This window comes from Pseudomonas sp. NKUCC02_KPG (assembly GCF_019345465.1).
Classification (GTDB): Bacteria; Pseudomonadota; Gammaproteobacteria; order Pseudomonadales; family Pseudomonadaceae; genus Aquipseudomonas.
Genome location: NZ_JAHKRC010000007.1, coordinates 151,741 through 174,979 on the forward strand (window position 1 = coordinate 151,741; position 23,239 = coordinate 174,979).

The 23,239-nt window shown below is 58.9% G+C and carries 25 protein-coding genes; 17 read left to right on the forward strand and 8 right to left on the reverse strand.

Features of this window, described 5'->3' with window-relative positions:
* Positions 1-39: 39 nt before the first annotated feature.
* Both KO536_RS11730 and epsC read left to right on the forward strand, forming a co-directional pair.
* A complete protein-coding gene (locus KO536_RS11730; RefSeq protein WP_219261990.1) occupies positions 40-1,416 on the forward strand; it encodes a pitrilysin family protein in 1,377 nt (458 codons plus the stop codon).
* 96 nt (positions 1,417-1,512) lie between these two features.
* A complete protein-coding gene (gene epsC, locus KO536_RS11735) occupies positions 1,513-2,439 on the forward strand; it encodes a serine O-acetyltransferase EpsC (protein ID WP_133074988.1) in 927 nt (308 codons plus the stop codon).
* A gap of 67 nt (positions 2,440-2,506) precedes the next feature.
* Here the strand turns inward: epsC and trpA are convergent, their stop codons facing one another.
* Both trpA and trpB read right to left on the reverse strand, forming a co-directional pair.
* Positions 2,507-3,313, reverse strand: a complete 807-nt coding sequence (trpA, locus tag KO536_RS11740; protein WP_219261991.1) for a tryptophan synthase subunit alpha — start codon at positions 3,311-3,313, stop codon at positions 2,507-2,509.
* The gene (trpB, locus tag KO536_RS11745) at positions 3,313-4,533 is read right to left on the reverse strand and encodes a tryptophan synthase subunit beta (RefSeq protein WP_133074990.1); all 1,221 of its coding nucleotides are present in this window, start codon (positions 4,531-4,533) and stop codon (positions 3,313-3,315) included. The genes trpA and trpB overlap by 1 nt, the downstream gene beginning before the upstream one ends.
* 113 nt (positions 4,534-4,646) lie before the next feature.
* Here trpB and KO536_RS11750 point away from each other — a divergent pair, with 113 nt between their 5' ends.
* Complete coding sequence (locus tag KO536_RS11750; protein WP_133074991.1) at positions 4,647-5,543, forward strand: LysR family transcriptional regulator; 897 nt, start codon at positions 4,647-4,649, stop codon at positions 5,541-5,543.
* On the opposite strand, the gene KO536_RS11755 is transcribed toward KO536_RS11750, so the two are convergent.
* On the reverse strand, positions 5,540-5,866 hold the full coding sequence (locus KO536_RS11755; RefSeq protein WP_133074992.1) for a YqjD family protein: 327 nt from the start codon (positions 5,864-5,866) through the stop codon (positions 5,540-5,542). The two genes, KO536_RS11750 and KO536_RS11755, sit on opposite strands and share 4 nt — an antisense overlap.
* A 154-nt stretch (positions 5,867-6,020) precedes the next feature.
* Here KO536_RS11755 and KO536_RS11760 point away from each other — a divergent pair, with 154 nt between their 5' ends.
* Together KO536_RS11760 and KO536_RS11765 are read left to right on the forward strand one after the other, a co-directional pair.
* The gene (locus tag KO536_RS11760) at positions 6,021-6,236 is read left to right on the forward strand and encodes a dodecin (RefSeq protein WP_133074993.1); all 216 of its coding nucleotides are present in this window, start codon (positions 6,021-6,023) and stop codon (positions 6,234-6,236) included.
* Between the two features lie 121 nt (positions 6,237-6,357).
* Entirely contained in the window at positions 6,358-6,582 is a 225-nt protein-coding gene (locus tag KO536_RS11765; protein ID WP_095027717.1) for a DUF1161 domain-containing protein, read from the forward strand.
* 120 nt (positions 6,583-6,702) lie between these two features.
* On the opposite strand, the gene KO536_RS11770 is transcribed toward KO536_RS11765, so the two are convergent.
* The gene (locus KO536_RS11770; protein ID WP_133074994.1) at positions 6,703-7,707 is read right to left on the reverse strand and encodes an LLM class flavin-dependent oxidoreductase; all 1,005 of its coding nucleotides are present in this window, start codon (positions 7,705-7,707) and stop codon (positions 6,703-6,705) included.
* A 215-nt stretch (positions 7,708-7,922) separates the two neighbouring features.
* Here KO536_RS11770 and KO536_RS11775 point away from each other — a divergent pair, with 215 nt between their 5' ends.
* Entirely contained in the window at positions 7,923-8,354 is a 432-nt protein-coding gene (locus tag KO536_RS11775) for an OsmC family protein (protein WP_133074995.1), read from the forward strand.
* Between the two features lie 147 nt (positions 8,355-8,501).
* Entirely contained in the window at positions 8,502-8,747 is a 246-nt protein-coding gene (locus tag KO536_RS11780; protein WP_133074996.1) for a DUF1161 domain-containing protein, read from the forward strand.
* On the opposite strand, the gene KO536_RS11785 is transcribed toward KO536_RS11780, so the two are convergent.
* On the reverse strand, positions 8,739-9,155 hold the full coding sequence (locus KO536_RS11785) for a hypothetical protein (protein WP_133074997.1): 417 nt from the start codon (positions 9,153-9,155) through the stop codon (positions 8,739-8,741). The two genes, KO536_RS11780 and KO536_RS11785, sit on opposite strands and share 9 nt — an antisense overlap.
* A 169-nt stretch (positions 9,156-9,324) precedes the next feature.
* Here KO536_RS11785 and KO536_RS11790 point away from each other — a divergent pair, with 169 nt between their 5' ends.
* On the forward strand, positions 9,325-10,374 hold the full coding sequence (locus KO536_RS11790) for an aminopeptidase (protein WP_219261992.1): 1,050 nt from the start codon (positions 9,325-9,327) through the stop codon (positions 10,372-10,374).
* On the opposite strand, the gene KO536_RS11795 is transcribed toward KO536_RS11790, so the two are convergent.
* Positions 10,375-11,010 (reverse strand): dual specificity protein phosphatase family protein, encoded by a 636-nt coding sequence (locus KO536_RS11795; protein WP_219261993.1) that lies wholly within the window; start codon positions 11,008-11,010, stop codon positions 10,375-10,377.
* A 289-nt stretch (positions 11,011-11,299) separates the two neighbouring features.
* Here KO536_RS11795 and KO536_RS11800 point away from each other — a divergent pair, with 289 nt between their 5' ends.
* Genes KO536_RS11800 through KO536_RS11810 form a run of 3 tightly spaced genes read left to right on the forward strand, consistent with a single transcriptional unit; the run spans position 11,300 to position 15,093 of the window.
* Positions 11,300-12,037 (forward strand): gluconate 2-dehydrogenase subunit 3 family protein, encoded by a 738-nt coding sequence (locus KO536_RS11800; protein ID WP_133075000.1) that lies wholly within the window; start codon positions 11,300-11,302, stop codon positions 12,035-12,037.
* Between the two features lie 2 nt (positions 12,038-12,039).
* The gene (locus KO536_RS11805; RefSeq protein WP_133075001.1) at positions 12,040-13,824 is read left to right on the forward strand and encodes a GMC family oxidoreductase; all 1,785 of its coding nucleotides are present in this window, start codon (positions 12,040-12,042) and stop codon (positions 13,822-13,824) included.
* Positions 13,825-13,836: 12 nt separating this feature from the next.
* Positions 13,837-15,093 carry a cytochrome c gene (locus KO536_RS11810; protein WP_219261994.1) on the forward strand — a complete coding sequence of 419 codons (1,257 nt, stop codon included), beginning with the start codon at positions 13,837-13,839 and terminating at the stop codon, positions 15,091-15,093.
* Between the two features lie 101 nt (positions 15,094-15,194).
* Here KO536_RS11810 and KO536_RS11815 read toward each other — a convergent pair whose 3' ends face one another.
* Entirely contained in the window at positions 15,195-15,836 is a 642-nt protein-coding gene (locus KO536_RS11815; RefSeq protein ID WP_133075004.1) for a transporter substrate-binding domain-containing protein, read from the reverse strand.
* A gap of 139 nt (positions 15,837-15,975) precedes the next feature.
* Here KO536_RS11815 and KO536_RS11820 point away from each other — a divergent pair, with 139 nt between their 5' ends.
* Positions 15,976-16,413: a DUF4399 domain-containing protein gene (locus tag KO536_RS11820; protein ID WP_037032682.1), complete on the forward strand. Its 438-nt coding sequence runs from the start codon at positions 15,976-15,978 to the stop codon at positions 16,411-16,413.
* Between the two features lie 58 nt (positions 16,414-16,471).
* On the opposite strand, the gene serA is transcribed toward KO536_RS11820, so the two are convergent.
* A complete protein-coding gene (gene serA / locus KO536_RS11825) occupies positions 16,472-17,701 on the reverse strand; it encodes a phosphoglycerate dehydrogenase (protein WP_219261995.1) in 1,230 nt (409 codons plus the stop codon).
* A gap of 206 nt (positions 17,702-17,907) precedes the next feature.
* Between serA and KO536_RS11830 the strand changes: the two genes are divergently transcribed.
* From KO536_RS11830 to KO536_RS11850, 5 genes are all read left to right on the forward strand, one after another.
* Positions 17,908-19,302 carry an FAD-binding oxidoreductase gene (locus KO536_RS11830; RefSeq protein WP_019828298.1) on the forward strand — a complete coding sequence of 465 codons (1,395 nt, stop codon included), beginning with the start codon at positions 17,908-17,910 and terminating at the stop codon, positions 19,300-19,302.
* Positions 19,303-19,346: 44 nt separating this feature from the next.
* On the forward strand, positions 19,347-20,012 hold the full coding sequence (locus tag KO536_RS11835; RefSeq protein WP_133075006.1) for a fumarylacetoacetate hydrolase family protein: 666 nt from the start codon (positions 19,347-19,349) through the stop codon (positions 20,010-20,012).
* Between the two features lie 175 nt (positions 20,013-20,187).
* Positions 20,188-21,228, forward strand: a complete 1,041-nt coding sequence (locus tag KO536_RS11840; protein WP_219261996.1) for a DUF5924 family protein — start codon at positions 20,188-20,190, stop codon at positions 21,226-21,228.
* 79 nt (positions 21,229-21,307) lie between these two features.
* A complete protein-coding gene (locus KO536_RS11845) occupies positions 21,308-22,438 on the forward strand; it encodes an ABC transporter permease (RefSeq protein WP_219261997.1) in 1,131 nt (376 codons plus the stop codon).
* 8 nt (positions 22,439-22,446) lie between these two features.
* Positions 22,447-23,238, forward strand: a complete 792-nt coding sequence (locus tag KO536_RS11850; RefSeq protein WP_219262038.1) for an ABC transporter ATP-binding protein — start codon at positions 22,447-22,449, stop codon at positions 23,236-23,238.
* Position 23,239 lies beyond the last annotated feature (1 nt).

Here is a 23,239-nt window from a genome sequence, read left to right on the forward strand (position 1 = left end):
CTGCACCGGCTCAAGGACTCGAGAATTCAGGGATTTTTTATGCGTTGCCTGCTGTTCATCTGTTTACTGCTTGGCGCGACTCAGGGCTTTGCCCTCGATCGTTACAGCGTGGAGGGTTATCAACTCCCCAACGGTCTGCAACTCATCCTCAAGCCCGGTAATGATCGCGGGCACGTGGCGATTCGGCTGGTGGTGGGCGTAGGGCTGGATGACTTTTCATGCGCCGATCAGCAATTGCCGCACCTGCTGGAGCATCTGCTTTTCAGCGGCACCGATGACACCGGTGAAGGCGGCCTGGAGGAGCGCATGCAGGCGCTGGGTGGCGAGTGGAACGCCTTTACCAGTCATGCCGACACCACATTCGTGATCGAGGCACCGGCTAAAAATCAGCGCAAAATCCTCGACCTGCTCCTGGGGTTACTGACCCGCACGCAACTTACCGAGCAACGTATCAGCGATGCCAAGCAAGTGGTTGAGCGTGAAGACGGTGGCCATTATTCGCACTTGCAGCGTTGGCTGGATCGCCAGGATCTGGGCCACAGCGCGAGTAATCAACTGGCGGTCGAACTGGGGCTCAAATGCGCTGAGCGGGCCGAAGTGCATGACCTTACGCGCCAACAGCTGGAAGCCGTGCGCCAGAACTGGTACGCGCCCAACAACATGACGCTGATTATCGTGGGTGATCTGGACCGGTTGCTGCCGGCCTATCTGGAGCGCACCTACGGCGCCCTCGAACCGGTTGAGCCCAGCGAGCACAGGCCCCTGGCCGCGATCGATGCCAAGGCCCAGGCTGAGCGTGAACTGGTGCGCGGGGTGGTGGGTGACACCGCGACCCTGCACTGGGTGTTGCCGGAGCCGGTGATCGAGGGGCAGTCCGATGAAACCTGGAGCTTGCTGCGCGATTATCTGGAGTGGGCGCTGTACAGCGAGCTGCGGCTCAAGCACGGGTTGTCCTACGGGCCCTGGGCTGAGCGCGAAGTGTTTGGCGGTGTGAGTTTTTTGAGCCTGAATGCGGATCTTGAGCGCGAAAATGTACCTCAAGCCCGGCAGGTGATTGAGCAACTCAAGGCCCGGCTTCTCAAGGACGGCCTGGACTCGCAGGTGTTTGCCCGGCTCAAGAACGCCGCGATTGCCCGTCAGGCGTGGGCGGTGCAAGGCAACAGCGCGCTGGCCGATTACTATTGGGCTTCACTGGGTGACTACGATGAGGGGCACTTCGCCGATCCGGCCAAGCAGCTACAGGCCATCAGCCTTGAACAGGCCAATACGGCACTGCGCGAGTTGCTTGCAGAGCCGGGTTATATCCGCATCGAGAAGCCATTGTTCGGTTATCACAGCTTGAGCATGGCCATTCTGGGTGCGCTGGCGTTACTGATTATCGTCGCGGTGAGCTGGCGTGCATGGCGTCGACGTTAAGCGGTCATTTGCGCCACTGCGAAACTCTTTGATACCGTAAAATCATTGCCAATTCGCGGCTGGTTGATCCAGCCGCCAGCGTGCGGAGTATTCATCGTGAGTGATCGTTCCAATCCTTGGCAATTGCAGGCCATCGTCTGCCAACTGCGCGCGGCGCGAAATCAGTGGCGCACGCAAAACGGGCGGGTCAGTGGTGAGCAGGGTGGCCGCGAGCTGCCTTCGCGTGCCGCGATGGCCGATATCCTTGAGGCCCTGTGCGGTGCGTTGTTCCCCATGCGTCTGGGCCCGGTGGACCTGCGTGAGGAAAGTGAAGACTTCTACGTGGGCCACACGCTCGATGTTGCGCTCAACGCGCTGTTGACCCAGGCCCGGCTGGAGCTGCGCTACGCGGCCCGCCAAGGTGGCCTGCCCGATGAGGGCGTGGATGCGACCGCGACCTTGCTGATTCAGGACTTTGCCCTGGCTTTGCCGGGCTTGCGCAGCATTCTGGATACCGACGTATTGGCGGCGTACCACGGTGATCCGGCGGCACGTAGCGTGGATGAAGTGCTGTTGTGCTATCCGGGGATTCTGGCGGTGATTCATCACCGGCTGGCCCATCACCTGTATCGCGCCGGGTTGCCTTTGCTGGCGCGGATCAGCGCAGAGATTGCGCACTCGGCCACCGGCATTGATATACACCCCGGCGCGCAGATCGGGCCGAGTTTCTTCATCGATCACGGGACAGGTGTTGTGATCGGAGAAACCGCGATCATCGGCGAGCGTGTGAGGATCTACCAGGCCGTGACCCTTGGGGCCAAGCGTTTCCCGGCAGATGAATCGGGGCAACTGCAAAAAGGTCATCCACGCCATCCGATCGTTGAGGATGATGTGGTGATCTACGCGGGGGCGACCATTCTGGGGCGTATCACCATTGGTCAGGGATCAACCATTGGCGGCAACGTGTGGCTGACCCGCAGCGTACCGGCGGGCAGCAACCTGACCCAGGCCAACTTGCTGCACGATGACGGGACGCAGAAGTAAGATCGGGTGACACCTTGCCCCTCACCACGCCTCTTCCGAGGGCGAAACGTGGTGAGGGGTTCTTGATTTAGCGAGCGTTGCGCACGCCTTCAGCCAGTGCTGCGCACAGGCTCAGTACACCATCCACCGCCTGTTCAGGGGTCGCGGCATTTTCGATCTTGTCGATCAATGCCGAGCCGACCACCACGCCATCGGCCAGTCGTGCAATCGCTGCCGCCTGTTCAGGGGTGCGAATGCCAAAGCCCACGCTGATTGGCAGGTCGGTATGGCGACGCAGGCGCTCGATGGCCGCGCTCACCTGTTCAGTGGTAGCTGAACCTGCTCCGGTCACGCCTGCCACCGATACGTAGTACACAAAGCCCGAGCTGCCAGCCAGTACGGTCGGCAAGCGCCCGTCGTCAGTGGTCGGCGTGGTCAGGCGGATAAAGTCGATGCCTGCGGTCTGCGCGGGGTCGCACAGCTCGCTGTTGTGCTCGGGTGGCATGTCGACCACGATCAGGCCGTCTACGCCTGCCGCAACGGCGTCGGCAATGAACGCGGGCACACCGTAATGATGGATCGGGTTGTAGTAACCCATCAGCACCAGCGGCGTGTCGCTGTTGCCTTCACGAAACTCGCGAACCATCTGCAGGGTTTTTGCCAGGTTTTGCTTGGCGCCCAGTGCACGGATATTGGCCAGCTGAATCGCCGGGCCATCGGCCATCGGATCGGTGAAGGGCATGCCCAGCTCGATCACGTCGGCGCCCGCCGCAGGCAAGCCCTTGAGGATCGCCAGCGAGGTGGCGTAATCCGGGTCACCTGCGGTGATGAAGGTCACCAGGGCCGCGCGGTTTTGTTCCTTGAGTTCGGTAAAGCGCGTTTGCAGGCGGCTCATCAGTGTTGCTCCTGTTGAGACTGTTCCATGTGGTGCATCACGGTTTGCATGTCCTTGTCGCCTCGCCCCGAAAGGTTGACCACCATCAGGTGATCGGCCGGCAGGGTCGGTGCGCGCTTGAATACTTCAGCCAGGGCGTGGGCGCTCTCAAGGGCCGGGATGATGCCTTCAAGGCGGCAGCACTTGTGGAAGGCATCCAGGGCTTCGTCGTCCGTCACCGAGGTGTATTCGACGCGACGGATGTCGTGCAACCAGGCGTGCTCAGGGCCGATGCCAGGGTAGTCGAGACCGGCGGAAATGGAGTGGGCGTCGATGATCTGGCCATCGTCGTCCTGCAGCAGGAAGGTGCGGTTGCCGTGCAGCACGCCCGGTTCGCCGCCGTTGAGGCTGGCCGCGTGCTTGCCGGTTTCGATGCCGTAACCCGCCGCTTCCACGCCGATGATTTCAACGCTGGTGTCATCCAGGAACGGATGGAACAGGCCCATCGCGTTGGAACCGCCGCCGATGCATGCCACCAGGCTGTCCGGCAGGCGGCCTTCCTGGGCTTGCATCTGGTCGCGGGTTTCCTTGCCGATCACGGCCTGGAAGTCGCGCACCATCGCCGGATACGGGTGTGGGCCCGCCACGGTGCCGATCAGGTAGAAGGTGCTGTCAACGTTCGTCACCCAGTCGCGCAGGGCTTCGTTCATGGCGTCCTTGAGGGTGCCGGTACCCGCTACAACCGGGATCACTTCAGCGCCCAGCAGTTTCATGCGGAACACGTTTGCCTGCTGGCGCTCGATGTCGGTGGTGCCCATGTAGATCACGCACTGCAGACCAAAGCGGGCCGCCACGGTGGCGGTGGCCACACCGTGCATCCCGGCACCGGTCTCGGCGATGATGCGTTTTTTGCCCATGCGCCGCGCCAGCAGGATCTGGCCGATGCAGTTGTTGATCTTGTGCGCGCCAGTGTGGTTCAGCTCTTCGCGCTTGAGGTAAATCTTGGCGCCGCCACAGAACTCGGTGAGCCGCTCGGCGAAGTACAGCGGGCTTGGGCGGCCCACGTAGTCGCGCTGGAAGTAGGTCAGTTCCTTGATGAACTCAGGGTCTTTTTTGGCCAGCTCGTACTCGCGATCCAGATCAAGGATCAGCGGCATCAGGGTCTCGGCTACGTAACGGCCGCCGAATGAGCCAAACATGCCATTGGCGTCAGGGCCGGTACGTAAAGTGGATTGAGTCATGTGACGCTCCAGATAAAAAGTTACGAAGGTCGATGGGCCAGACTTTACCCGCGACAGCCCGGGATGAAAACCGATAAGATCGCCACAACATGTCAGGAAAACTCACAGATACCATGAGTCGAGATCTCCCGCCCCTGAATGCCCTGCGCGCATTCGAAGCCGCCGCCCGCCTGAGCAGTGTCAGCCAGGCCGCCGAGCAGTTGAACGTCACCCACGGCGCTGTCAGTCGACAGTTGAAAGTGCTTGAAGAGCACTTGGGCGTGAGCCTGTTCGTAAAGGAAGGCCGCGGCCTGAAGCTCACTGACGCCGGAATCCGCCTGCGCGACGCCAGCAGCGAGGCGTTCGATCGCTTGCGTAATCTGTGCGCAGAACTCACGCAAAGCCAGGTCAATGCCCCTTTTGTGCTCGGTTGCTCGGGCAGTTTGCTGGCGCGCTGGTTTATTCCGCGCCTGGGTCGATTGAATGCCGATTTACCGGACTTGCGCTTACACCTGTCCGCCGGTGAGGGTGATCTGGACCCCCGCCGTCCCGGGCTGGACGCCTTGCTGGTGTTTGCCGAGCCACCGTGGCCCGCCGATATGCAGGTGTATGAGTTGGCCAGCGAGCGTATTGGCCCGGTGGTCAGCCCGCGCTATGTCCGTTATGCGCAACTGTGTGGTGCGCCCGTCAGCGCCTTGCTCGACGAATCATTGCTGCACACCACTTCTCGGCCCCAGGCATGGCCAAGCTGGGCACAGCAGAACGCCATCGAGGCGAAGGATTTGAAATACGGGCAGGGGTTTGAGCACTTGTATTACTTGCTTGAAGCCGCCGTTGCGGGGCTGGGTGTGGCGATCGCTCCCGAGCCGCTGGTGGCGCAGGACCTGCAAGCCGGACGTCTGGCTGCGCCCTGGGGCTTCAACGAAACCCCGGCGCAGCTGACGTTATGGTTGCCCAAGCGCGCCGCAGACGGGCGCGCCGGGCAACTGGCGCAATGGCTCAAGGCTGAGCTTGCGCGCAGCGCAGATTAGTTGCCGCGCTTGCACAACAGGAAAGCAGCCAGCAGACCCAGCGCGCCGATGGCAACGCCAGCGGTGGCGTACGGATGCTCCTGGGCGTACTCACGGGTAGCGATCGCGGTTTCGCGAGTCTTGTCTTTCACTTCTTCGTAGGCGTCGCTGAGCAGGTGGCGCGAATGCTTGAGTGCGTTTTCGGCATTGTTCTTAAGGATGCCAAGGGTCTTTTTGGACTCGTCTGAAGCGTCGTGCTTGAGGCTTTCCAGAGACTTGAGCAGGCTCTCGATCTCTGCTTCCATGCTTTGCAATGAGGCTTTACGTAGGGAATTGCTAGCCATTAGGGCTCTCCTGCATTGATGAGTGAGGTGCTTGTTAAGTCCGACTACAGAGATTTCAGAAAGTGCAGTTGGCCTGAACTTTTCCGTTCAAATTGCCTACAAAGTATTTAGCACAATCGCTGCTAGGCTTTGATCTACGACAAAGGAGAACGTTATGTCTGACCATCACACCTACAAGAAAGTTGAACTGGTAGGCTCGTCCCCGAGCAGCATAGAAGACGCCATCAGTAATGCACTGGCCGAGGCCAACAAAAGCATCAAACACCTGGAATGGTTCGAGGTGGTCGACACCCGTGGGCACATCAAGGACGGTAAAGTTGCGCACTATCAGGTGACGCTCAAGGTCGGATTCCGGATTGCCAGCAGCTAAAGAGTGATGGCGTTTTGAACTTACTTGCTGGCCGTTTGCCATAAACTCGGCTACACCGTCTGGGTGCAGCACGGCACATGCCGCGTTGCACCCTTTTCGTTTTGACCGGGGAATGTCACCGATGAAAAAGATTTTATTGGCTGTAGGTTTGCTGAGTCTGGCAGGAACGGCGTTTGCAGCGGGCAAGCCATGCGAAGAGTTGAAAAGCGAAATCGCGGCGAAGATTGAGGCCAATGGCGCCAAGCATTATTCGCTGACTGCTGTAGAGAAAGGCACTTCGGCTGACGGCAAAGTGGTGGGTACCTGTGAAGGCGGTACCAAGGAAATCGTGTACAAGCGCGGGTAAGTCCAGCGCAGTAGTAAATCTTGTGGGAGCGGGCTTGCTCGCGATGTGCACGCCGCGGTGTTTCAGATCAATCGCGTCGATACCATCGCGAGCAAGCCCGCTCCCACACTTCCCTTTGCGTCAGGCCCCTTTCATCACCTGCGACAGCAATTCATATGAATGAATGCGGTCTGCGTGTTCATACAAATCACAGGTAAAGATCAGCTCGTCAGCCTGTGTCTGCTCCACCAGCACGTCCAGCTTGGCCTTGATTTTCTGCGGGCTGCCGACCATCGCCAGGCCCAGGAAGCTCATCACCGCCTCTTTTTCGTGGGGCAGCCACAACCCGTCCATGGTCTCCACCGGTGGGCGCTGCACCAGGCTCTGCCCACGCATCAACGCCAGAATCCGCTGTTGTACGGAGGTCGCCAGGTACTCGGCCTGTTCATCGGTATCGGCCGCCACCAGCGGGATACCGAGCATCACATAGGGCTTGTCGAGGGTCGCTGATGGCTTGAAGTGATTGCGATAGACGCGAATCGCTTCGTGCATCAAACGCGGTGCGAAATGCGAGGCAAAGGCGTAAGGCAAACCAAGTTCACCGGCCAGTTGCGCGCTGAACAAGCTGGAGCCCAGCAGCCAGACAGGAACGTTGGTTCCTGTGCCCGGCATGGCGATGATCCGTTGGTCCGGGGTGCGGGGGCCGAGGTAGCGCATCAGTTCAGCCACATCTTCGGGGAACTCATCGGCACTGCCCGAGCGCTCGCGGCGCAGGGCGCGGGCGGTCATCTGGTCTGAACCCGGTGCACGGCCCAGGCCCAGGTCGATGCGTCCCGGGTACAGGCTTTCGAGGGTGCCAAACTGCTCGGCAATGACCAGCGGCGCATGGTTGGGCAGCATGACACCGCCCGAACCCACGCGAATGGTCGAGGTGCCGCCTGCCAGATAGCCAATCAAAACGGAGGTCGCCGAACTGGCGATGCCGTCCATGTTGTGGTGCTCAGCCACCCAAAAGCGGTTATAGCCAAACTTTTCTACGTGCTGTGCCAGATCCAGCGAATTGCGCAACGACTGGGCCGCGCTGCCATTTTCGCGCACAGGCACCAGGTCGAGGGTCGAGAATTTGATGTCAGACAATCGTTTCATCAGCCGGCTACTCCAGGTGGGGTGCAGGTCAAGGTGCTCGCATAACCTGCCAGTGATTACAGAAATATGGGCATATACCCGAGTTTCAATGGCAGTCCGGGAATTGAGTGACTAAAAAAGACGACTGGTCCGACAAGATGAACTTTGTGGAGCCGACTACCCTCACAACCTTAGTCATGGCGTGAAACCTTCACGCCGCTCTTCAGGAGGCACGCATGAGTATCAAAAAGAAAGCATCGGCTCATTGGGCAGGCGACCTTAAAACCGGTATCGGCTCCATCTCCACTGAAACCGGGGTACTGCGCGACGCGCCGTATGGTTTCAAGGCGCGGTTTGAAGGCGGCAAGGGCACCAACCCCGAAGAGCTTATTGGCGCAGCCCATGCAGGCTGTTTTTCGATGGCGTTGTCGATGATTCTCGGTGATGCCGGGCTCAAGGCCGACAGCATCGACACCACGGCTGAAGTAACGCTCGACCAGGTGGACGGCGGCTTTGCAATCACTGCCGTGCATCTGGTGCTCAAGGCCAAAGTGCCCGGCGCAACCCAGGCGCAGTTCGACGAGCTGACCACCAAGGCCAAAGAAGGCTGCCCGGTGTCCAAAGTGCTGAACGCAAAAATCACCCTCGACGCTACGCTGGTGAGCTGACGACATCCCTGTGCCCCGCTTGCCGCAAGCGGGGTACAGTTGATGCCCGGCTGCGACAGATCAGTCTTGCGCTGCGCCAGATGTGATCGAATGATCACCACTCGCGTCAGATCATGACTTAGCGTTCTGCCTCAAGGGAGTCTCACCATGAAACGTTTTGCTTTGGCTGTAGTTTGCTGTGCAATGGCCACCTCGGCTTTGGCGGCCCCCAAGCCGTGTGAAGAACTGAAAGCCGAAATCGAAGCCAAGATCCAGGCCAACAACGTGTCGTCCTATACGCTTGAAATCGTGGCCAATGAAGAAGTCCATGACGAGAACATGGTGGTAGGGTCGTGCGAATACGGCAGCAAAAAAATCATCTACCAGAACAACGACCGCCAGGTTTCACGGTAAGCAATTGACCAGCCGCTCCTCGGCAATCACCTTGCCCGCTGCGTTGTACAGTCGGGCGTAGGCGTTGAAGCCCAGTGAGCGCGCTTGCAACCGGTAACGTTGGCCCGGCTGGAAGTTGTCGTAATTCAGGGTGACGTAGCACAGGCGTTCCTGCGGGTCGCTGAACATGCCCATACCGCCTACAAACACCTCGAAATCGAAGCGCACCATCAATTCGTGACTGCCCGGCGTGACTTGAAAATAGCGACCGTCGGTCATGCGCTGGTTGTCCAGGCGCTCGGCCATCACCAGCTTGCCGGTTTGCGTTTCAAGGTCGACCCAAGCCATTTTCGGGTCAGCCGAAGGCAATGGCGTGCTGGCGCAAGCGCTCAGCAGGCACGCGGTCAACACAAGCAAGAAAGTGCGCATGATGATTTCCAGATAATTTGTTACATAAGCATAGCGTGCAATGCGGCTTTGCGGCTCTGCGCTGTGTGGGAGCCGGGCGATGTGGTTTGCCTGAAGGACCGTGCTGCCTGTATCGCGGGCAAGCCCGTTCCCACACTATTTATTGTCACTTTACCGCCGGGATCGCTTTATGACGCCGCGTGTTCGCTGCCTGCTTGCCATAGCCCTGATACCGCTGATCAATGGCTGTTCCAGTGCGTCGTATTACTCGCAACTGGCGGGAGGGCAATGGCAGATATTGCAGGCTCGCGAGCCGGTGAGCACGGTCATTGCCGACCCGCAGCGCCCGGTTGTATTGCGTGAGCAATTGGTAAAAGCCCAGGCCGCACGAAACTTCGCCAGTCAGCATTTGTACTTGCCGGATAACCAGAGCTATCGGCTGTATGCCGACCTGAAGCGGCCTTACGTCGTGTGGAACGTGTTCGCCACACCGGAGTTTTCCCTCACCCCCGTGACCCATTGCTTCCCGATTGCCGGGTGCGTGGCCTACCGTGGTTATTATTCTCAGGGGGCGGCGCGAGGGGAAGCAGCCCTGCAGCGTCAGGACGGCAAGGACGTGTTTGTCAGCGGGGTTGAGGCCTACTCGACATTGGGCTGGTTCGATGACCCCATTTTCAACAGCATGCTCACCTGGGGCGATGAACGGCTAGCCACCCTGATTTTTCACGAACTGGCCCATCAGCGTTTTTATGTGAAGGACGACAGCGAGTTCAATGAGTCTTTCGCCAGCTTCGTCGAACAGGAAGGCACTCGCCAATGGCGCGCCCGCCAGGGTCTTTCACCGGCCAGCGACAATGGTTTGCAGCAGCGAAAGCAATTTATCGCGTTGGTACTCGACACCCGCCAACGGCTGCAAGACCTCTACGCCCAGCCTTTGCCTGCCGATGAAATGCGTCAGCGCAAAGCGGCTGAATTTGAACGCATGCGCCACGAGTACCGTCAGTTACGGGATCAGCAATGGGGTGGGAACAAGCGCTTCGATGGGTGGGTCAATTCGCCGATGACCAACGCCAAGCTGCTGCCTTTCGGGCTGTATGACCAGTGGGTGCCAGCATTCACCGCGCTGTTTGAATCCGTTGACGGCAACTGGCCGAACTTCTATCGCGAGGTAGAGCAACTGGCAAAACTGCCACTGCAACAGCGCAAGGCGGCGTTGCAGCAGTGGATTGCGCGCCACTAGTCAGCTGGACTTGAGCCAGCCCTTCACGGCGCAGATGGCAAAGGGGCTGGTGCTGCATGCACCGCTGCTCAGGGCTGCGCGCAATTGCGTGATATCAGCTTTCATCATGTAGCTCGCGCCATCCTTGAAATGTGAGTTTTGGCCAAAGCCGCCTTCGGTCATTTCCTTCAGCGCGTCTTCTTTGCTCCAGTCCTGTACCACCACGCGGTACATCGCCGCCATCAGGCCGGTGCGGTCCACGCCGTGCTTGCAGTGCATCAGCACCGGGCCTTTGGCTTGTGCCGTCTGGATGGCGCGCAGGGCGGCCAGTACGTCGGTGTCATCCACATGGTTGGTGCGATAAGGCAACTGGACCTGTGCTACATCGGGGCTCTTGAGCCAGGAGGCATCGGCCTCAGGCAAGAAGTTGATCACCGTGGCGATCTGCAGTTTTTCCAGCAACGGCTGTGCAGCGCTGTCAGGCAAGGCGCTGCGGTACAGGGTTGGGGACATTTGATACAGGTTGTACTGTGCGGCGACAGGTTGAGCCCACTGTGCAGGGCGAGCCTGGGTTGTTTCGTCGGCCTGAGCCTGGGGCAATGCAAACGCTGCCAGCAATGTCAGGCACAGGGCGGGGAAAAACCGGGCTTTGGGCATATTCAGTTCGACCACTTCAACAGGGATTATCAGGAGGTGGCGGCAGATTGAGTGATTTGTGATCAAAACCCTGTGAGCCATTTGTTAAAAAAACGTGAAGGCGCAAAAGGCAGGTGCGGCAAAATTACGCATGAAACGATTCACCTGGGCGCCCGGCCTGTTAGTATTTGTAACCAAAGTTTGCAAGCGTGTTGTTTTCCTTCGGTCAACATCGACCCGTATCGCTGCCAAAACGAAAAGCTGCCCATGAGCGGCTGTAATCCGTGACTGCCTGATGAGGTGCCCCCGCATGTCTGAGCAAGACAACCCCCGGCGTGAGTTTTTGCGCAAAACCCTGACCCTGATTCCAGTGGTCACTGTCGCCAGCACCGGTCTGGGTAGCACGGTGATGATGGCCACGCCTGCGGTCGCCGCGCCTGAACCTGCACAGCGCCCTTCGAGCCCTGGCAAAGCGTATGAGCCGACGTACTTCACGGCTGAGGAGTGGGCGTTCGTAAACGCCGCTGTCGCACGCCTGATCCCTGCAGACGAACAAGGCCCAGGCGCTTTGGAAGCCGGTGTACCGGAATATATCGACCGCCAGATGAACACGCCTTACGCCAGCGGTGCGCTGTGGTTCATGCAAGGCCCGTTCAATGCCGACGCGCCACCCGAGATGGGCTGGCAGAGCAAACTGGTACCAAAACAGATCTATCGCTTGGGCATCGCTGCCACGGAGGAGCTCTGCAAAAAAGCCTATAACTCAACATTTGCTGGGCTAGACAGCGCTACCCGAGACGAAGTGCTCAAACAACTGGAGGCCGGTACGCCTAAATTCGATAGCGTTCCGGCCAAGATGTTTTTCAGCTTTTTGCTGCAAAACACCAAGGAAGGCTTCTTTTGCGACCCTATTCACGGTGGCAACAAAGGCATGGTCGGCTGGACCATGATCGGCTTCCCCGGCGCGCGCGCTGATTTCATGGACTGGGTCGAACGCAACGAGCAGTACCCCTTCCCGGCAGTTTCCATTCGCGGCGAGAGGGCTTGAGCATGTCGACCGTTATGAAAAAAGTTGATGCAGTTATCGTCGGTTTCGGTTGGACAGGCGCGATCATGGCCAAAGAGCTGACCGAAGCTGGCCTGAATGTTGTGGCCCTTGAGCGCGGCCCAATGCAGGACACCTACCCGGATGGTAACTATCCACAGGTGATTGATGAGCTCACCTACAGCGTGCGTAAAAAGCTCTTTCAGGACGTCTCCAAAGAAACCGTCACCATCCGCCATAGTGTCAATGACGTGGCCTTGCCCAACCGCCAGCTGGGCGCGTTTTTGCCTGGCAACGGTGTGGGCGGCGCGGGTTTGCACTGGTCGGGCGTGCACTTTCGGGTCGATCCGATGGAGCTGCGCATGCGCAGTCATTACGAAGAGCGCTACGGTAAAAACTTTATCCCCAAGGACATGACCATCCAGGACTTCGGCGTCAGCTATGAAGAGCTGGAGCCGTTTTTCGACTACGCCGAGAAAGTCTTCGGAACGTCGGGCCAGGCCTGGACCGTAAACGGCCAATTGGTCGGTGAAGGCAAGGGTGGCAACCCTTATGCAGCGGATCGCTCCGATCACTTCCCGCTGGTGTCGCAGAAGAACACCTACTCGGCACAGCTGTTTCAGAAGGCGGCCAATGAAGTGGGCTACAAGCCTTACAACCTGCCGTCGGCCAACACCTCGGGGCCTTATACCAACCCTTATGGCGCGCAGATGGGCCCGTGCAACTTCTGCGGCTTTTGCAGTGGTTATGTCTGCTACATGTACTCCAAGGCATCGCCCAACGTAAATATTCTGCCAGCGCTCAAGCCGCTGCCGAATTTTGAGCTGCGCCCTGACGCCCATGTCATCCGGGTCAATCTGGACAGCACCAAGAGCAAAGCCACCGGTGTGACCTACATCGATGCACTGGGCCGTGAGATCGAACAACCGGCCGATCTGGTGATCCTGGGTGCATTCCAGCTGCATAACGTGCGTTTGATGCTGCTGTCGGGGATTGGCAAACCCTATGACCCGAAAACCGGTGAAGGTGTGGTGGGCAAAAACTTCGCCTACCAGAACATGGCCACCATCAAGGCGTACTTCGACAAAGACGTACACACCAACAACTTCATCGGCGCTGGCGGCAATGGCGTGGCGATCGATGATTTCAATGCGGATAACTTCGACCACGGGCCGCACGGCTTTGTCGGCGGTTCGCCGATGTGGGTCAACCAGGCGGGCAGCCGGCCGATTGCCGGAACTTCAAACCCGCCGGGCACCCCGGCCTGGGGCAGTGCCTGGAAGCGTGCAACCGCCGATTACTACACCCACCAAGTGTCGATGGATGCCCACGGTGCGCATCAGTCCTACCGTAGCAACTACCTCGATCTGGACCCGGTGTATCGCGATTCCTTCGGCCAGCCGCTGCTGCGCATGACGTTCGACTGGCAAGAAAACGACATCAAAATGAACCGTTTCATGATGGGGAAAATGGGCAAGATCGCCGAAGCGATGAACCCGAAAGCCATTGCCCGGATCGGCAAGCAAGTCGGTGATCACTTCAATACGGCCTCCTACCAGACCACTCACCTTAACGGTGGCGCGATCATGGGCACGAATCCGAAAACCAGTGCACTGAACCGTTACCTGCAGAGCTGGGACGTGCACAACGTGTTTGTGCCGGGTGCGTCTGCCTTCCCGCAAGGCTTGGGATACAACCCGACAGGTCTGGTTGCTGCGTTGACCTATTGGTCGGCTCGGGCGATCCGCGAGCAGTACCTGAAAAACCCCGGCCCACTGGTTCAGGCATAAGGAGCGATGACCATGAAAGCATTTGTTATCGCGACCCTGACACTCTTCGCCAGCCTCTCGGCGGTGGCTGCAGACAGTGACCCGCAAGCGTTGGTCAAGCAAGGTGAATACCTGGCTCGCGCCGGTGACTGTGTGGCCTGCCACACCGCCAAGGACGGCAAGCCGTTCGCCGGTGGCCTGGCGATGGAAACCCCGATCGGTACGATTTATTCGACCAACATCACGCCGGGCAAAAGCGGCATTGGCAGCTACAGCTTTGAAGATTTCGACAAAGCCGTGCGCCACGGCGTCGCGCAAAATGGCAGCACCTTGTATCCGGCCATGCCGTATCCGTCCTATGCGCGGGTCAATGAGGCCGATATGCAGGCGTTGTATGCCTACTTTATGAAGGGCGTGAAACCTGTCGAGCAAGTGAACCAGGAGGCCGATATTCCGTGGCCGCTGAGCATGCGCTGGCCGTTGGCGATATGGCGCTGGCTGTTTGCTCCGCAGGTTGAAGACTTCAAGCCGCAAACCGGGCAAGACGCGGTGACAAGTCGCGGTGCGTATCTGGTGGAAGGCCTTGGGCACTGCGGTGCGTGCCACACGCCACGGGCACTGACCATGCAGGAAAAAGCCCTGAGTGCCAGCGACAGCCCGGCGTTTCTGTCAGGCAGCACACCACTGGAAGGCTGGATCGCGAAGAACCTGCGCGGTGACCACAAGGACGGTCTGGGCAGTTGGAGCGAGGCGCAACTGGTGCAGTTCCTCAAGACCGGGCGCAGTGATCGCAGTGCTGTATTTGGTGGCATGAGTGATGTGATCGTGCACAGCATGCAGTACATGTCCGAGGATGATCTGACCGCTATCGCTCGATACTTGAAGTCGTTGCCTGCGGTTGATCCGGCTGACGTGCCCCATCAGTACGATCCGGCGGTAGCGGATGCCCTGTGGAACGGTGACGACAGCAAGCGCGGCGCTGCGGTGTATATCGATAACTGCGCGGCCTGCCATCGCACTGACGGTCATGGCTACACCCGAGTGTTCCCTGCCCTGGCGGGTAACCCGGTGTTGCAGTCGGCGGACCCGACGTCGCTGATTCATATCGTGCTTAAAGGTGGGACGTTGCCGGCGACGCATACGGCGCCGTCGACCTTCACCATGCCTGCTTTCGACTGGCGTTTGTCGGATCAGGAAGTGGCCGATGTGGTCAATTTCATCCGCACCAGTTGGGGTAACAAGGCGGGTGAAGTGAAGGCCGGGGATGTGAAGGCGATTCGCACACCCTGAGTATCGGTTGGGAGCGGGCTTGCTCGCGATGCAGTTGACTCGGTATGCCTGAATTACCGATTCGATCCCATCGCGAGCAAGCCCGCTCCCACAGTGGGTATTCAGGGTTGTTTTGCACCCATCCCGAACCATTTCTGCGACAAGGCCTCCAGCCGGCCATCGGCCTTGATCCGCTGCAGTGCCTTGTCCAGGCTGGCCTGGAACGCCGGGTTGCCTTTCTGGAAGGGAATGGCCAGGGCAACTTCCTCATCAGTGACCGGCGCTTTCTGCGCCACGGTTACCAATGGCCCGCGGTCGACAAACGCGTTGCCCTGAACTACGCCTAATGTCTGGCCCTGCAACATGGCAAGGCTGTTGGGTGAGCGCGGTGGTTCCTGCCGGGCTATCGTCTGCGCTTGCAGGTGGCTGTAAGGCTCGCTGAAGTCGAAACGATCCTGAAGTTCGGGAGTCAAAGCGATGTGGTTGATGGCAACGTCGTATTTGCCGCTCTCAACGCCCGGCAACAGGTCATTGCTGTCCGTCACAAGAATGGAGGGATGCACTTCCAGTTCCTGAGCCAGCAGCTCGCCCAATTCAACGTCAAAGCCGGTCAGGCGCCCGTCTTGCTTGAAGCTGAACGGGGGCATGTCGGCCTCAAGGGCGATGCGCAGTTCGCCTCGGTCGTTCACGTCGTCGATCAGTTCGGCTTGAGCAAAAGGGCTCGCCAATGGCAGTAAAAGCATCAGGCCTGGCAGGAAACGCATGGACACTCCTTGGAATTTGTTGCAAGCGATTCGCAATTGGCGTCCGCTTTGCTTTATGTTGGTCAGTTGCGGCGTTGGACAACAGATTGGCTCAAAGTTGTCCGGCGTCGAAGAATTTTGCAAAAAACCGGAGAAAAAAATGAAAGCTCTACTGTCTCGTGTTGCGTTGGCTTCTGTGTTGATGGGCGCTTCGGTCATGGCGACTGCGGCGGGCCTGGAATCGGAACCGGCTCCAAAAGGCGCCAAGGTTTTCATCGTCGAACCTAAAGACGGTGCCACCGTTGATCAAACGTTCACCGTTAAATTCGGTATCGAAGGCATGCCTCTGGCGCCTATTACCGAAGCCACTCCCCATGCTGGCCACCACCACCTGCTGATTGACGTCGACCAGTTGCCAGCCGAGAACGCACCCATTCCGGCCGATGCCAACCATATCCACTTCGGCAAGGCCCAGACCGAAACCCAGGTAACCCTGCCACCCGGCAAGCACACCCTGCAACTGGTGCTGGGCAACCAGGTGCACGTGCCGTTCAAGCCAAGCATCGTGTCGAAGAAAATCACGGTTGATGTGAAATAAGTATTTTCGACCCACAAAAAAGGGAGACCCGAGGGTCTCCCTTTTTAGTAACGCACGTTTAGAACAAAACGCGGCAACGGATCGTGCCGTTGACGGTCTGCAACTTCTCTTGCGCCAGGTCCGAAGACTCGGCATCCACGTCGATCACTACATAGCCAACTTTTTCGTTGGTTTGCAGGAACTGACCGGAGATGTTGATCCCGTTTTCGGCGAAGATCTTGTTGATCTCGCTCATCACACCCGGGATGTTCTCGTGGATGTGCAGCAGACGGTGCTTGCCAGGGTGAGCCGGCAGGGCCACTTCAGGGAAGTTCACGGACGATACCGAGGTACCGTTGTCGCTGTACTTGACCAGTTTTTCTGCCACTTCCAGACCGATGTTGGCTTGCGCTTCAGCGGTGGAACCGCCGATGTGCGGGGTCAGGATCACGTTGTCCAGGCCGCGCAGCGGGCTTTCGAACACGTCGTCGTTGGAGCGCGGCTCAACCGGGAACACGTCGATGGCGGCGCCGATCAGGTGCTTGTCCTTGATCGCGTCAGCCAGGGCATCCAGCTCAACCACGGTGCCACGTGCGGCGTTGATCAGAATCCCGCCCTTTTTGATGGCGCGGATTTCTTTCTCACCGATCATCCACTGGGTGGCTGCGGTTTCAGGAACGTGCAGGGTGACGATGTCGGACATGCCCAGCAGTTCGTGCAGATTGCCAACCTGGGTTGCGTTGCCCAATGGCAGCTTGGTCACGGTGTCGTAGAAGAACACTTGCATGCCCAGGCTTTCAGCCAGTACCGACAGCTGAGTGCCGATAGAGCCGTAACCGACGATACCCAGCTTCTTGCCACGGATTTCGAAGGAGTTGGCCGCGCTTTTGATCCAGCCACCACGGTGGCAGGAAGCGTTTTTCTCAGGGATGCCACGCAACAACAGGATCGCTTCAGCCAGCACCAACTCAGCCACCGAACGGGTGTTGGAGTACGGTGCGTTGAAAACAGCGATACCGCGTTCGCGAGCAGCGTTGAGGTCGACCTGGTTGGTGCCGATGCAGAAACAACCAACAGCGACCAATTTCTTGGCGCAGTCGAACACTTCTTCGGTCAGCTGGGTACGAGAACGGATGCCGATAAAGTGGGCATCAGCGATCTTTTCCTTCAGCTGGGCTTCAGGCAAGGAACTGGTGATGTACTCAATGCTGGTGTACCCGGCAGATTTGAGCACTTCAACAGCGGATTGGTGGACGCCTTCCAAAAGAAGGAACTTGATCTTGCTCTTATCGAGAGAAGTCTTGCTCATCTGCGTAAACCTGTGTCCCAGAGAAAAAATGGCAGGGAATGGACAGCGAGAGCTGACCTGGCCGGCGTGAAGACCGGCACCGAGAATCGTCCTACGGCTCGATTCTGCGGGGGGGTCGTATGCTAGCATAAGCGCCCCGCTAAACACCCATTCCTGCGACGTGAAGCGTTCTCAGGATGACCATGAATTGTTCGAGAGTTCTGTTGATGACCCATCCTGCCTTGATTGATGAGCTGAAGACCCTGGTAGAGCCTGGCAAGGTCCTGACCGATGCCGACTCCCTTAATGCTTACGGCAAGGACTGGACCAAGCATTTCGCCCCGGCCCCGCTGGCCATTGTGTTCCCGAAAACCACTGAACAAGTGCAGGCCATCGTGCTGTGGGCCAACGCCCATGACGTGGCGCTGGTGCCATCGGGTGGCCGTACCGGTTTGTCCGCCGCCGCCGTGGCCGCCAATGGCGAAGTGGTTGTGTCGTTCGACTACATGAATCAAGTGCTGGACATCAACCTGACCGACCGCACCGTGGTCTGCCAGCCGGGTGTGGTTACCGAGCACCTGCAAAACCTGGCCGAAGAAAACGGCCTGTACTACCCGGTGGATTTTGCTTCGGCAGGTTCCAGCCAGATTGGCGGCAACATCGGCACCAATGCTGGTGGTATCAAGGTTATTCGCTACGGCATGACCCGTAACTGGGTTGCGGGCATGAAAGTCGTGACCGGCAAGGGCGACGTGCTGGAGCTGAACAAGGACCTGATCAAAAACGCCACCGGCTACGACATGCGCCAGCTGTTCATCGGCGCTGAAGGCACCCTGGGCTTTGTGGTGGAAGCCACCATGCGCCTGGATCGCGCACCGAAAAACCTGACGGCGATGGTGTTGGGTACAGCCGATTTCGACTCCATCATGCCGGTGTTGCATGCCTTCCAGAGCAAGCTGGATCTGACGGCTTTTGAGTTCTTCTCCGACAAGGCGCTGACCAAAGTCATGGACCGTGGCGACGTGCCTTCGCCGTTCGAGACCGACTGCCCGTTCTACGCGCTGCTGGAATTCGAAGCGACCACCGAAGAAGTGGCCAATGCTGCGCTGGAAACCTTCGAACATTGCATGGAAGAAGGCTGGGTGCTTGATGGTGTGATGAGCCAGAGCGAAACCCAACTGCAGAACCTGTGGAAACTGCGCGAGTACATCTCCGAGACAATCTCCCACTGGACGCCTTACAAAAACGACATTTCGGTCACTGTGTCGAAAGTCCCGGCATTCTTGAAAGAAATTGACGCGATCGTCGGCGAACACTACCCGGATTTCGAAATTGTGTGGTTCGGTCACATCGGTGACGGCAACCTGCACTTGAACATCCTCAAGCCTGAAAACCTGAGCAAGGACGAGTTCTTCGCCAAGTGCGCGACGGTGAACAAGTGGGTGTTTGAAACCGTTGAGAAGTACAACGGTTCGATCTCTGCCGAGCACGGCGTGGGCATGACCAAGCGTGATTACCTGACCTATAGCCGCTCGCCGGTCGAGATCGAATACATGAAAGCCCTCAAGGCCGTGTTCGACCCGAAGGGCATCATGAACCCAGGCAAGATTTTTGCGGTTTAAACCCTAGCGACTACACAATCAGCATCCATCAGCGGAGTCGGTCAATGAGCTATCAGCACCAGTATGTCGACGGTACCCGGATTCACTTTCCTATCGGTAAAGTGGTGTGCATCGGCCGCAACTATGCCGAACACGCCAAGGAACTGGACAACCCGATCCCGTCTGAACCCCTGCTTTTCATCAAGCCGGGCAGTTGTGTCGTACCGCTGGACGGTGGTTTCGCGATTCCAGCCGAACGCGGTTCAGTGCACTACGAAGCAGAAATTTCGGTGTTGATCGGCAAGCCTCTGTCGAATAACCCAAGTGCTGAAGAAGTGCTGGACGCCATCTCCGGTTTTGCCCCGGGCCTGGACTTGACCCTGCGCGACAAGCAGACCGAGCTCAAGGGCAAGGGTTTGCCCTGGGAAATCGCCAAGTCGTTCGACGGCGCCTGTGTACTGGCCCCGTTCGTACAGAGCAGCACCTTTCCTGATCTGGCCGATATCGGCATTCGCCTGACCATCAATGGTGAAGTGCGCCAGGATGGCAACAGCGCCCTGATGCTCAACCCGATTGTGCCGATGATCCAGCACATGGCTGCGTGCTTCTCGCTGCAAGCCGGTGACGTCATCATGACCGGCACTCCAGTAGGCGTTGGTCCGCTGAATGTGGGCGACGAGCTGGTACTGGAACTGACCGGCGCCAGCCGCTTCGAAAGCAGCGTGCGTTAAGCGTGCGTTGTAGGAGCGGGCTTGCTCGCGATGGTCTCACCACGGTTTGCCTGACAGACCGCAGCGACTCAATCGCGAGCAAGCCCGTTCCCACAGTGTCATGAAGTCCCGGACGCGGAGCGCCTAAAACGCTATTCTGTCGAGGATATTTCCTATACAGAATGTGAACTGCCGAATGCCTAACTGGAACCTCCTCATACAGCGCGTCCTTGAGTTGATGAAGCGCTATCCGGGGCTCATTGCGGCGTTCGGTTTTTGCTCGGGCGTGGGCAGTTTTATCCTGGTGGACCGTCAACAGGGCATGGCCCGCTGGATCGCCGTGATCCTGCTGGTGAGCTGGGTCTGGTTGATGCTGGAAAACAGTTTTACCCAGCTGTTCAGCCGGGTATTCAAACGCGAGATACCCCCGCCGCTGCTACGTTATGCGACCCAGATGATCCATCAGGAAAGTCTGTTTTTCGTGTTGCCGTTTTTCTTTATCACCACCACCTGGAACAGCGGGCAGCTTGTCTTTACCGGGCTTTTGGGTGTGTGTGCCCTGATCACCATCACGGACCCGCTGTATTACAAATGGCTGGCCCCCCGGCGCTGGCTGTTTTTGGCGATGCACACCCTCGCCCTGTTCGCGGCGATGCTGACGGCGCTGCCGATCATCCTCAACCTCACCACCTCCGAGAGCTACAAGCTGGCGCTGGGCACTGCTGTGCTGCTTTCAATCCCCAGCCTGGCCGTGAGCCTGCCGCTCAAGACCTGGCGCGGCTGGCTGGTGCTGCCGCTGATTGTCCTGGCCCTGGGCGGCACCGGCTGGCTGCTGCGCTCCTGGGTGCCGCCTGCCACGCTGTGGATGACCGAAGTGGCGGTCACCACACAACTGCAAGACCGCACGCCGGGCGAGAGCATTAAAGAAATCAGCGTCAGCGAGTTGCGTGGCCGTGGCCTGTACGCTTACACCTCGGTCAACGCGCCGCGGGGTTTGAACGAGCGGATTTACCATGTATGGCAACTCAACGGCCAGGAGGTCGACCGTATCGCGCTCAATATTCAGGGCGGGCGCAAAGAGGGCTACCGCGCCTGGACCCACAAGCAGAATTTCCCGCCCAACCCGGTGGGTCGCTGGCAAGTTCGGGTATTGACTGAAGATGGGCAATTGATCGGTGTTTTGCGCTTTCGGGTTAACCCAGATCAATCCGCGCCTGTGCCTGTTCAGGCAAACTGAAACACTTTTGCAGGATTGTGCTATTACATAAGGTCTGTGTTCAAACGTACTTAGCTGGGAGCTTAAGACTATTACGGCCATGGCGGGCAATGCCCAACTAGACACTTCCAGTAACCCGGCGCGGCTGTTGATCAGCGGCGACTGGACGCTTGCCCATTACCCCCGCCTCAAGCAACAGACCGAGCAACTGATGGGCAAGTACGACGCCCGGACCGCTATCAACCTGGATGACGTGACCAGTATCGATACGGCAGGTGCGTCACTACTGGTGGAGTTGCTGGGTGCCGAGCGGGTCGGCCAGTTGACCGACACGGCACAAAAACTCCCCGCCGCAGACCGCGCCTTGTTGCAGACGGTCTATTCCTCGATGCGCGACTTTTGTGTGCCGGTCAAAGCCGCCCCGCAGAACGTCGCCATCCTGTTGCTCAGCCGCATCGGCAGCGCGGTCTACAAGCTGTGGCAAGACACCCTGCAATTGCTCGGCTTTATCGGCCTGATCCTGCAAACCCTGGCGCGCAACCTGTTCAGGCCCAAGCAATGGCGCATCACGCCGGTAGTGGCACACATCGAGCAGATCGGCCTCAACGCTGCCCCGATTGTGATGCTGCTGACCTTTATGGTGGGCGCCGTGGTGGCATTTCTGGGGGCCACGGTGCTGGCCAGCTTTGGTGCGGGGATCTTCACCGTCGACCTGGTGGCGTTTTCCTTCCTGCGTGAGTTCGGCGTGCTGCTGACCGCCATCCTGCTGGCGGGCCGTACCGCCAGTGCCTTTACGGCGCAAATCGGCTCAATGAAAGCCAACGAAGAAATCGACGCAATCCGCACCCTGGGCCTCGATCCGATGGACTTGCTGGTGCTGCCACGGGTGCTGGCCCTGTTGATCGCCCTGCCGCTGCTGACCTTCCTGGCCATGATGTCGGGCATCCTCGGCGGCGCGGTGGTGTGCGTGGTGTCGCTGGGTATTTCCCCCGACATGTTTATTTCGCTGTTGCACTCCGATATCGGCGTTCAGAACTTTTTGGTGGGCATGGTCAAGGCACCGTTCTTTGCCTTTCTGATCGCTGCGGTGGGCTGCCTTGAAGGCTTTAAAGTCAGCGGCAGCGCCGAATCGGTCGGTGCCCACACCACGTCCAGCGTGGTGCAATCGATCTTTATCGTGATCGTCCTCGACGCCGTGGCCGCGTTGTTCTTCATGGAGATGGGCTGGTGAGTACTTCCCTGCGCAAGCCCGGCGAGGCGGTGATCGAGGTGCGTGATCTGTGCAACCGCTTTGGCAGCCAGAGCGTGCACGAACACCTCGACCTTGATGTGTACAAAGGCGAAATCCTGGGAGTGGTTGGCGGCTCCGGTACCGGTAAATCGGTACTGCTGCGCAGCATTGTCGGCTTGCGTCGACCCACTGAAGGCCAGGTGCGGGTGTTTGGTCAGGACTTGATGAGCCTGCAAGAGGCCGAGCGCTCGTTGATCGAGCGGCGCTTTGGTGTGTTGTTCCAGCGCGGCGCGTTGTTTTCGTCGCTGACCGTGACGGAAAACATTGCCCTGCCCCTGATTGAACACGCGGGCCTGAGCCGCCCTGACGCCGAGCACCTGGCGTGCGTCAAGCTGGCGCTGGCCGGGTTGCCGTTGTCGGCGGCCGATAAATACCCCTCTTCGTTGTCGGGGGGGATGGTCAAGCGCGCCGCGCTGGCACGGGCACTGGCACTGGACCCGGACATCCTGTTTCTTGATGAGCCCACCGCCGGGCTTGACCCGATAGGCGCGGCGGCGTTTGACCAACTGATTCTGACCCTGCGCGATGCGCTGGGCCTGAGCGTGTTTCTGGTCACCCATGACCTGGACACGCTGTACACCATCACGGACCGGGTGGCTGTGCTGTCGCAAAAACGGGTGCTGGTGGCGGCACCCATCCGCGAGGTCGAAGACTTCGACGACCCGTGGATTCACGAATATTTCCATGGCCCCCGTGGCCGCGCCGCATACGAAGCGGCAACCCAGCTTAAGGAGCAATGAC

Bases quoted from the DNA above. Each gene is read 5' to 3' on its own strand.
- KO536_RS11765 (WP_095027717.1), top strand. From the start codon at position 6,358: ATGAAAAAGATTTTATTGGCTGTAGGTTTGCTGAGTCTGGCAGGAACG.
- KO536_RS11730 (WP_219261990.1), top strand. From the start codon at position 40: ATGCGTTGCCTGCTGTTCATCTGTTTACTGCTTGGCGCGACTCAGGGC.
- KO536_RS11760 (WP_133074993.1), top strand. From the start codon at position 6,021: ATGTCTGACCATCACACCTACAAGAAAGTTGAACTGGTAGGCTCGTCC.
- KO536_RS11820 (WP_037032682.1), top strand. From the start codon at position 15,976: ATGAAAGCTCTACTGTCTCGTGTTGCGTTGGCTTCTGTGTTGATGGGC.
- KO536_RS11815 (WP_133075004.1), bottom strand. From the start codon at position 15,836: ATGCGTTTCCTGCCAGGCCTGATGCTTTTACTGCCATTGGCGAGCCCT.
- KO536_RS11750 (WP_133074991.1), top strand. From the start codon at position 4,647: ATGAGTCGAGATCTCCCGCCCCTGAATGCCCTGCGCGCATTCGAAGCC.
- trpB (WP_133074990.1), bottom strand. From the start codon at position 4,533: ATGACTCAATCCACTTTACGTACCGGCCCTGACGCCAATGGCATGTTT.
- KO536_RS11775 (WP_133074995.1), top strand. From the start codon at position 7,923: ATGAGTATCAAAAAGAAAGCATCGGCTCATTGGGCAGGCGACCTTAAA.
- KO536_RS11805 (WP_133075001.1), top strand. From the start codon at position 12,040: ATGTCGACCGTTATGAAAAAAGTTGATGCAGTTATCGTCGGTTTCGGT.
- trpA (WP_219261991.1), bottom strand. From the start codon at position 3,313: ATGAGCCGCCTGCAAACGCGCTTTACCGAACTCAAGGAACAAAACCGC.
- KO536_RS11790 (WP_219261992.1), top strand. From the start codon at position 9,325: ATGACGCCGCGTGTTCGCTGCCTGCTTGCCATAGCCCTGATACCGCTG.
- KO536_RS11780 (WP_133074996.1), top strand. From the start codon at position 8,502: ATGAAACGTTTTGCTTTGGCTGTAGTTTGCTGTGCAATGGCCACCTCG.
- KO536_RS11795 (WP_219261993.1), bottom strand. From the start codon at position 11,010: ATGCCCAAAGCCCGGTTTTTCCCCGCCCTGTGCCTGACATTGCTGGCA.
- KO536_RS11755 (WP_133074992.1), bottom strand. From the start codon at position 5,866: ATGGCTAGCAATTCCCTACGTAAAGCCTCATTGCAAAGCATGGAAGCA.
- KO536_RS11810 (WP_219261994.1), top strand. From the start codon at position 13,837: ATGAAAGCATTTGTTATCGCGACCCTGACACTCTTCGCCAGCCTCTCG.
- KO536_RS11835 (WP_133075006.1), top strand. From the start codon at position 19,347: ATGAGCTATCAGCACCAGTATGTCGACGGTACCCGGATTCACTTTCCT.
- KO536_RS11830 (WP_019828298.1), top strand. From the start codon at position 17,908: ATGACCCATCCTGCCTTGATTGATGAGCTGAAGACCCTGGTAGAGCCT.
- KO536_RS11840 (WP_219261996.1), top strand. From the start codon at position 20,188: ATGCCTAACTGGAACCTCCTCATACAGCGCGTCCTTGAGTTGATGAAG.
- KO536_RS11800 (WP_133075000.1), top strand. From the start codon at position 11,300: ATGTCTGAGCAAGACAACCCCCGGCGTGAGTTTTTGCGCAAAACCCTG.
- serA (WP_219261995.1), bottom strand. From the start codon at position 17,701: ATGAGCAAGACTTCTCTCGATAAGAGCAAGATCAAGTTCCTTCTTTTG.
- KO536_RS11845 (WP_219261997.1), top strand. From the start codon at position 21,308: ATGGCGGGCAATGCCCAACTAGACACTTCCAGTAACCCGGCGCGGCTG.
- KO536_RS11785 (WP_133074997.1), bottom strand. From the start codon at position 9,155: ATGCGCACTTTCTTGCTTGTGTTGACCGCGTGCCTGCTGAGCGCTTGC.
- KO536_RS11770 (WP_133074994.1), bottom strand. From the start codon at position 7,707: ATGAAACGATTGTCTGACATCAAATTCTCGACCCTCGACCTGGTGCCT.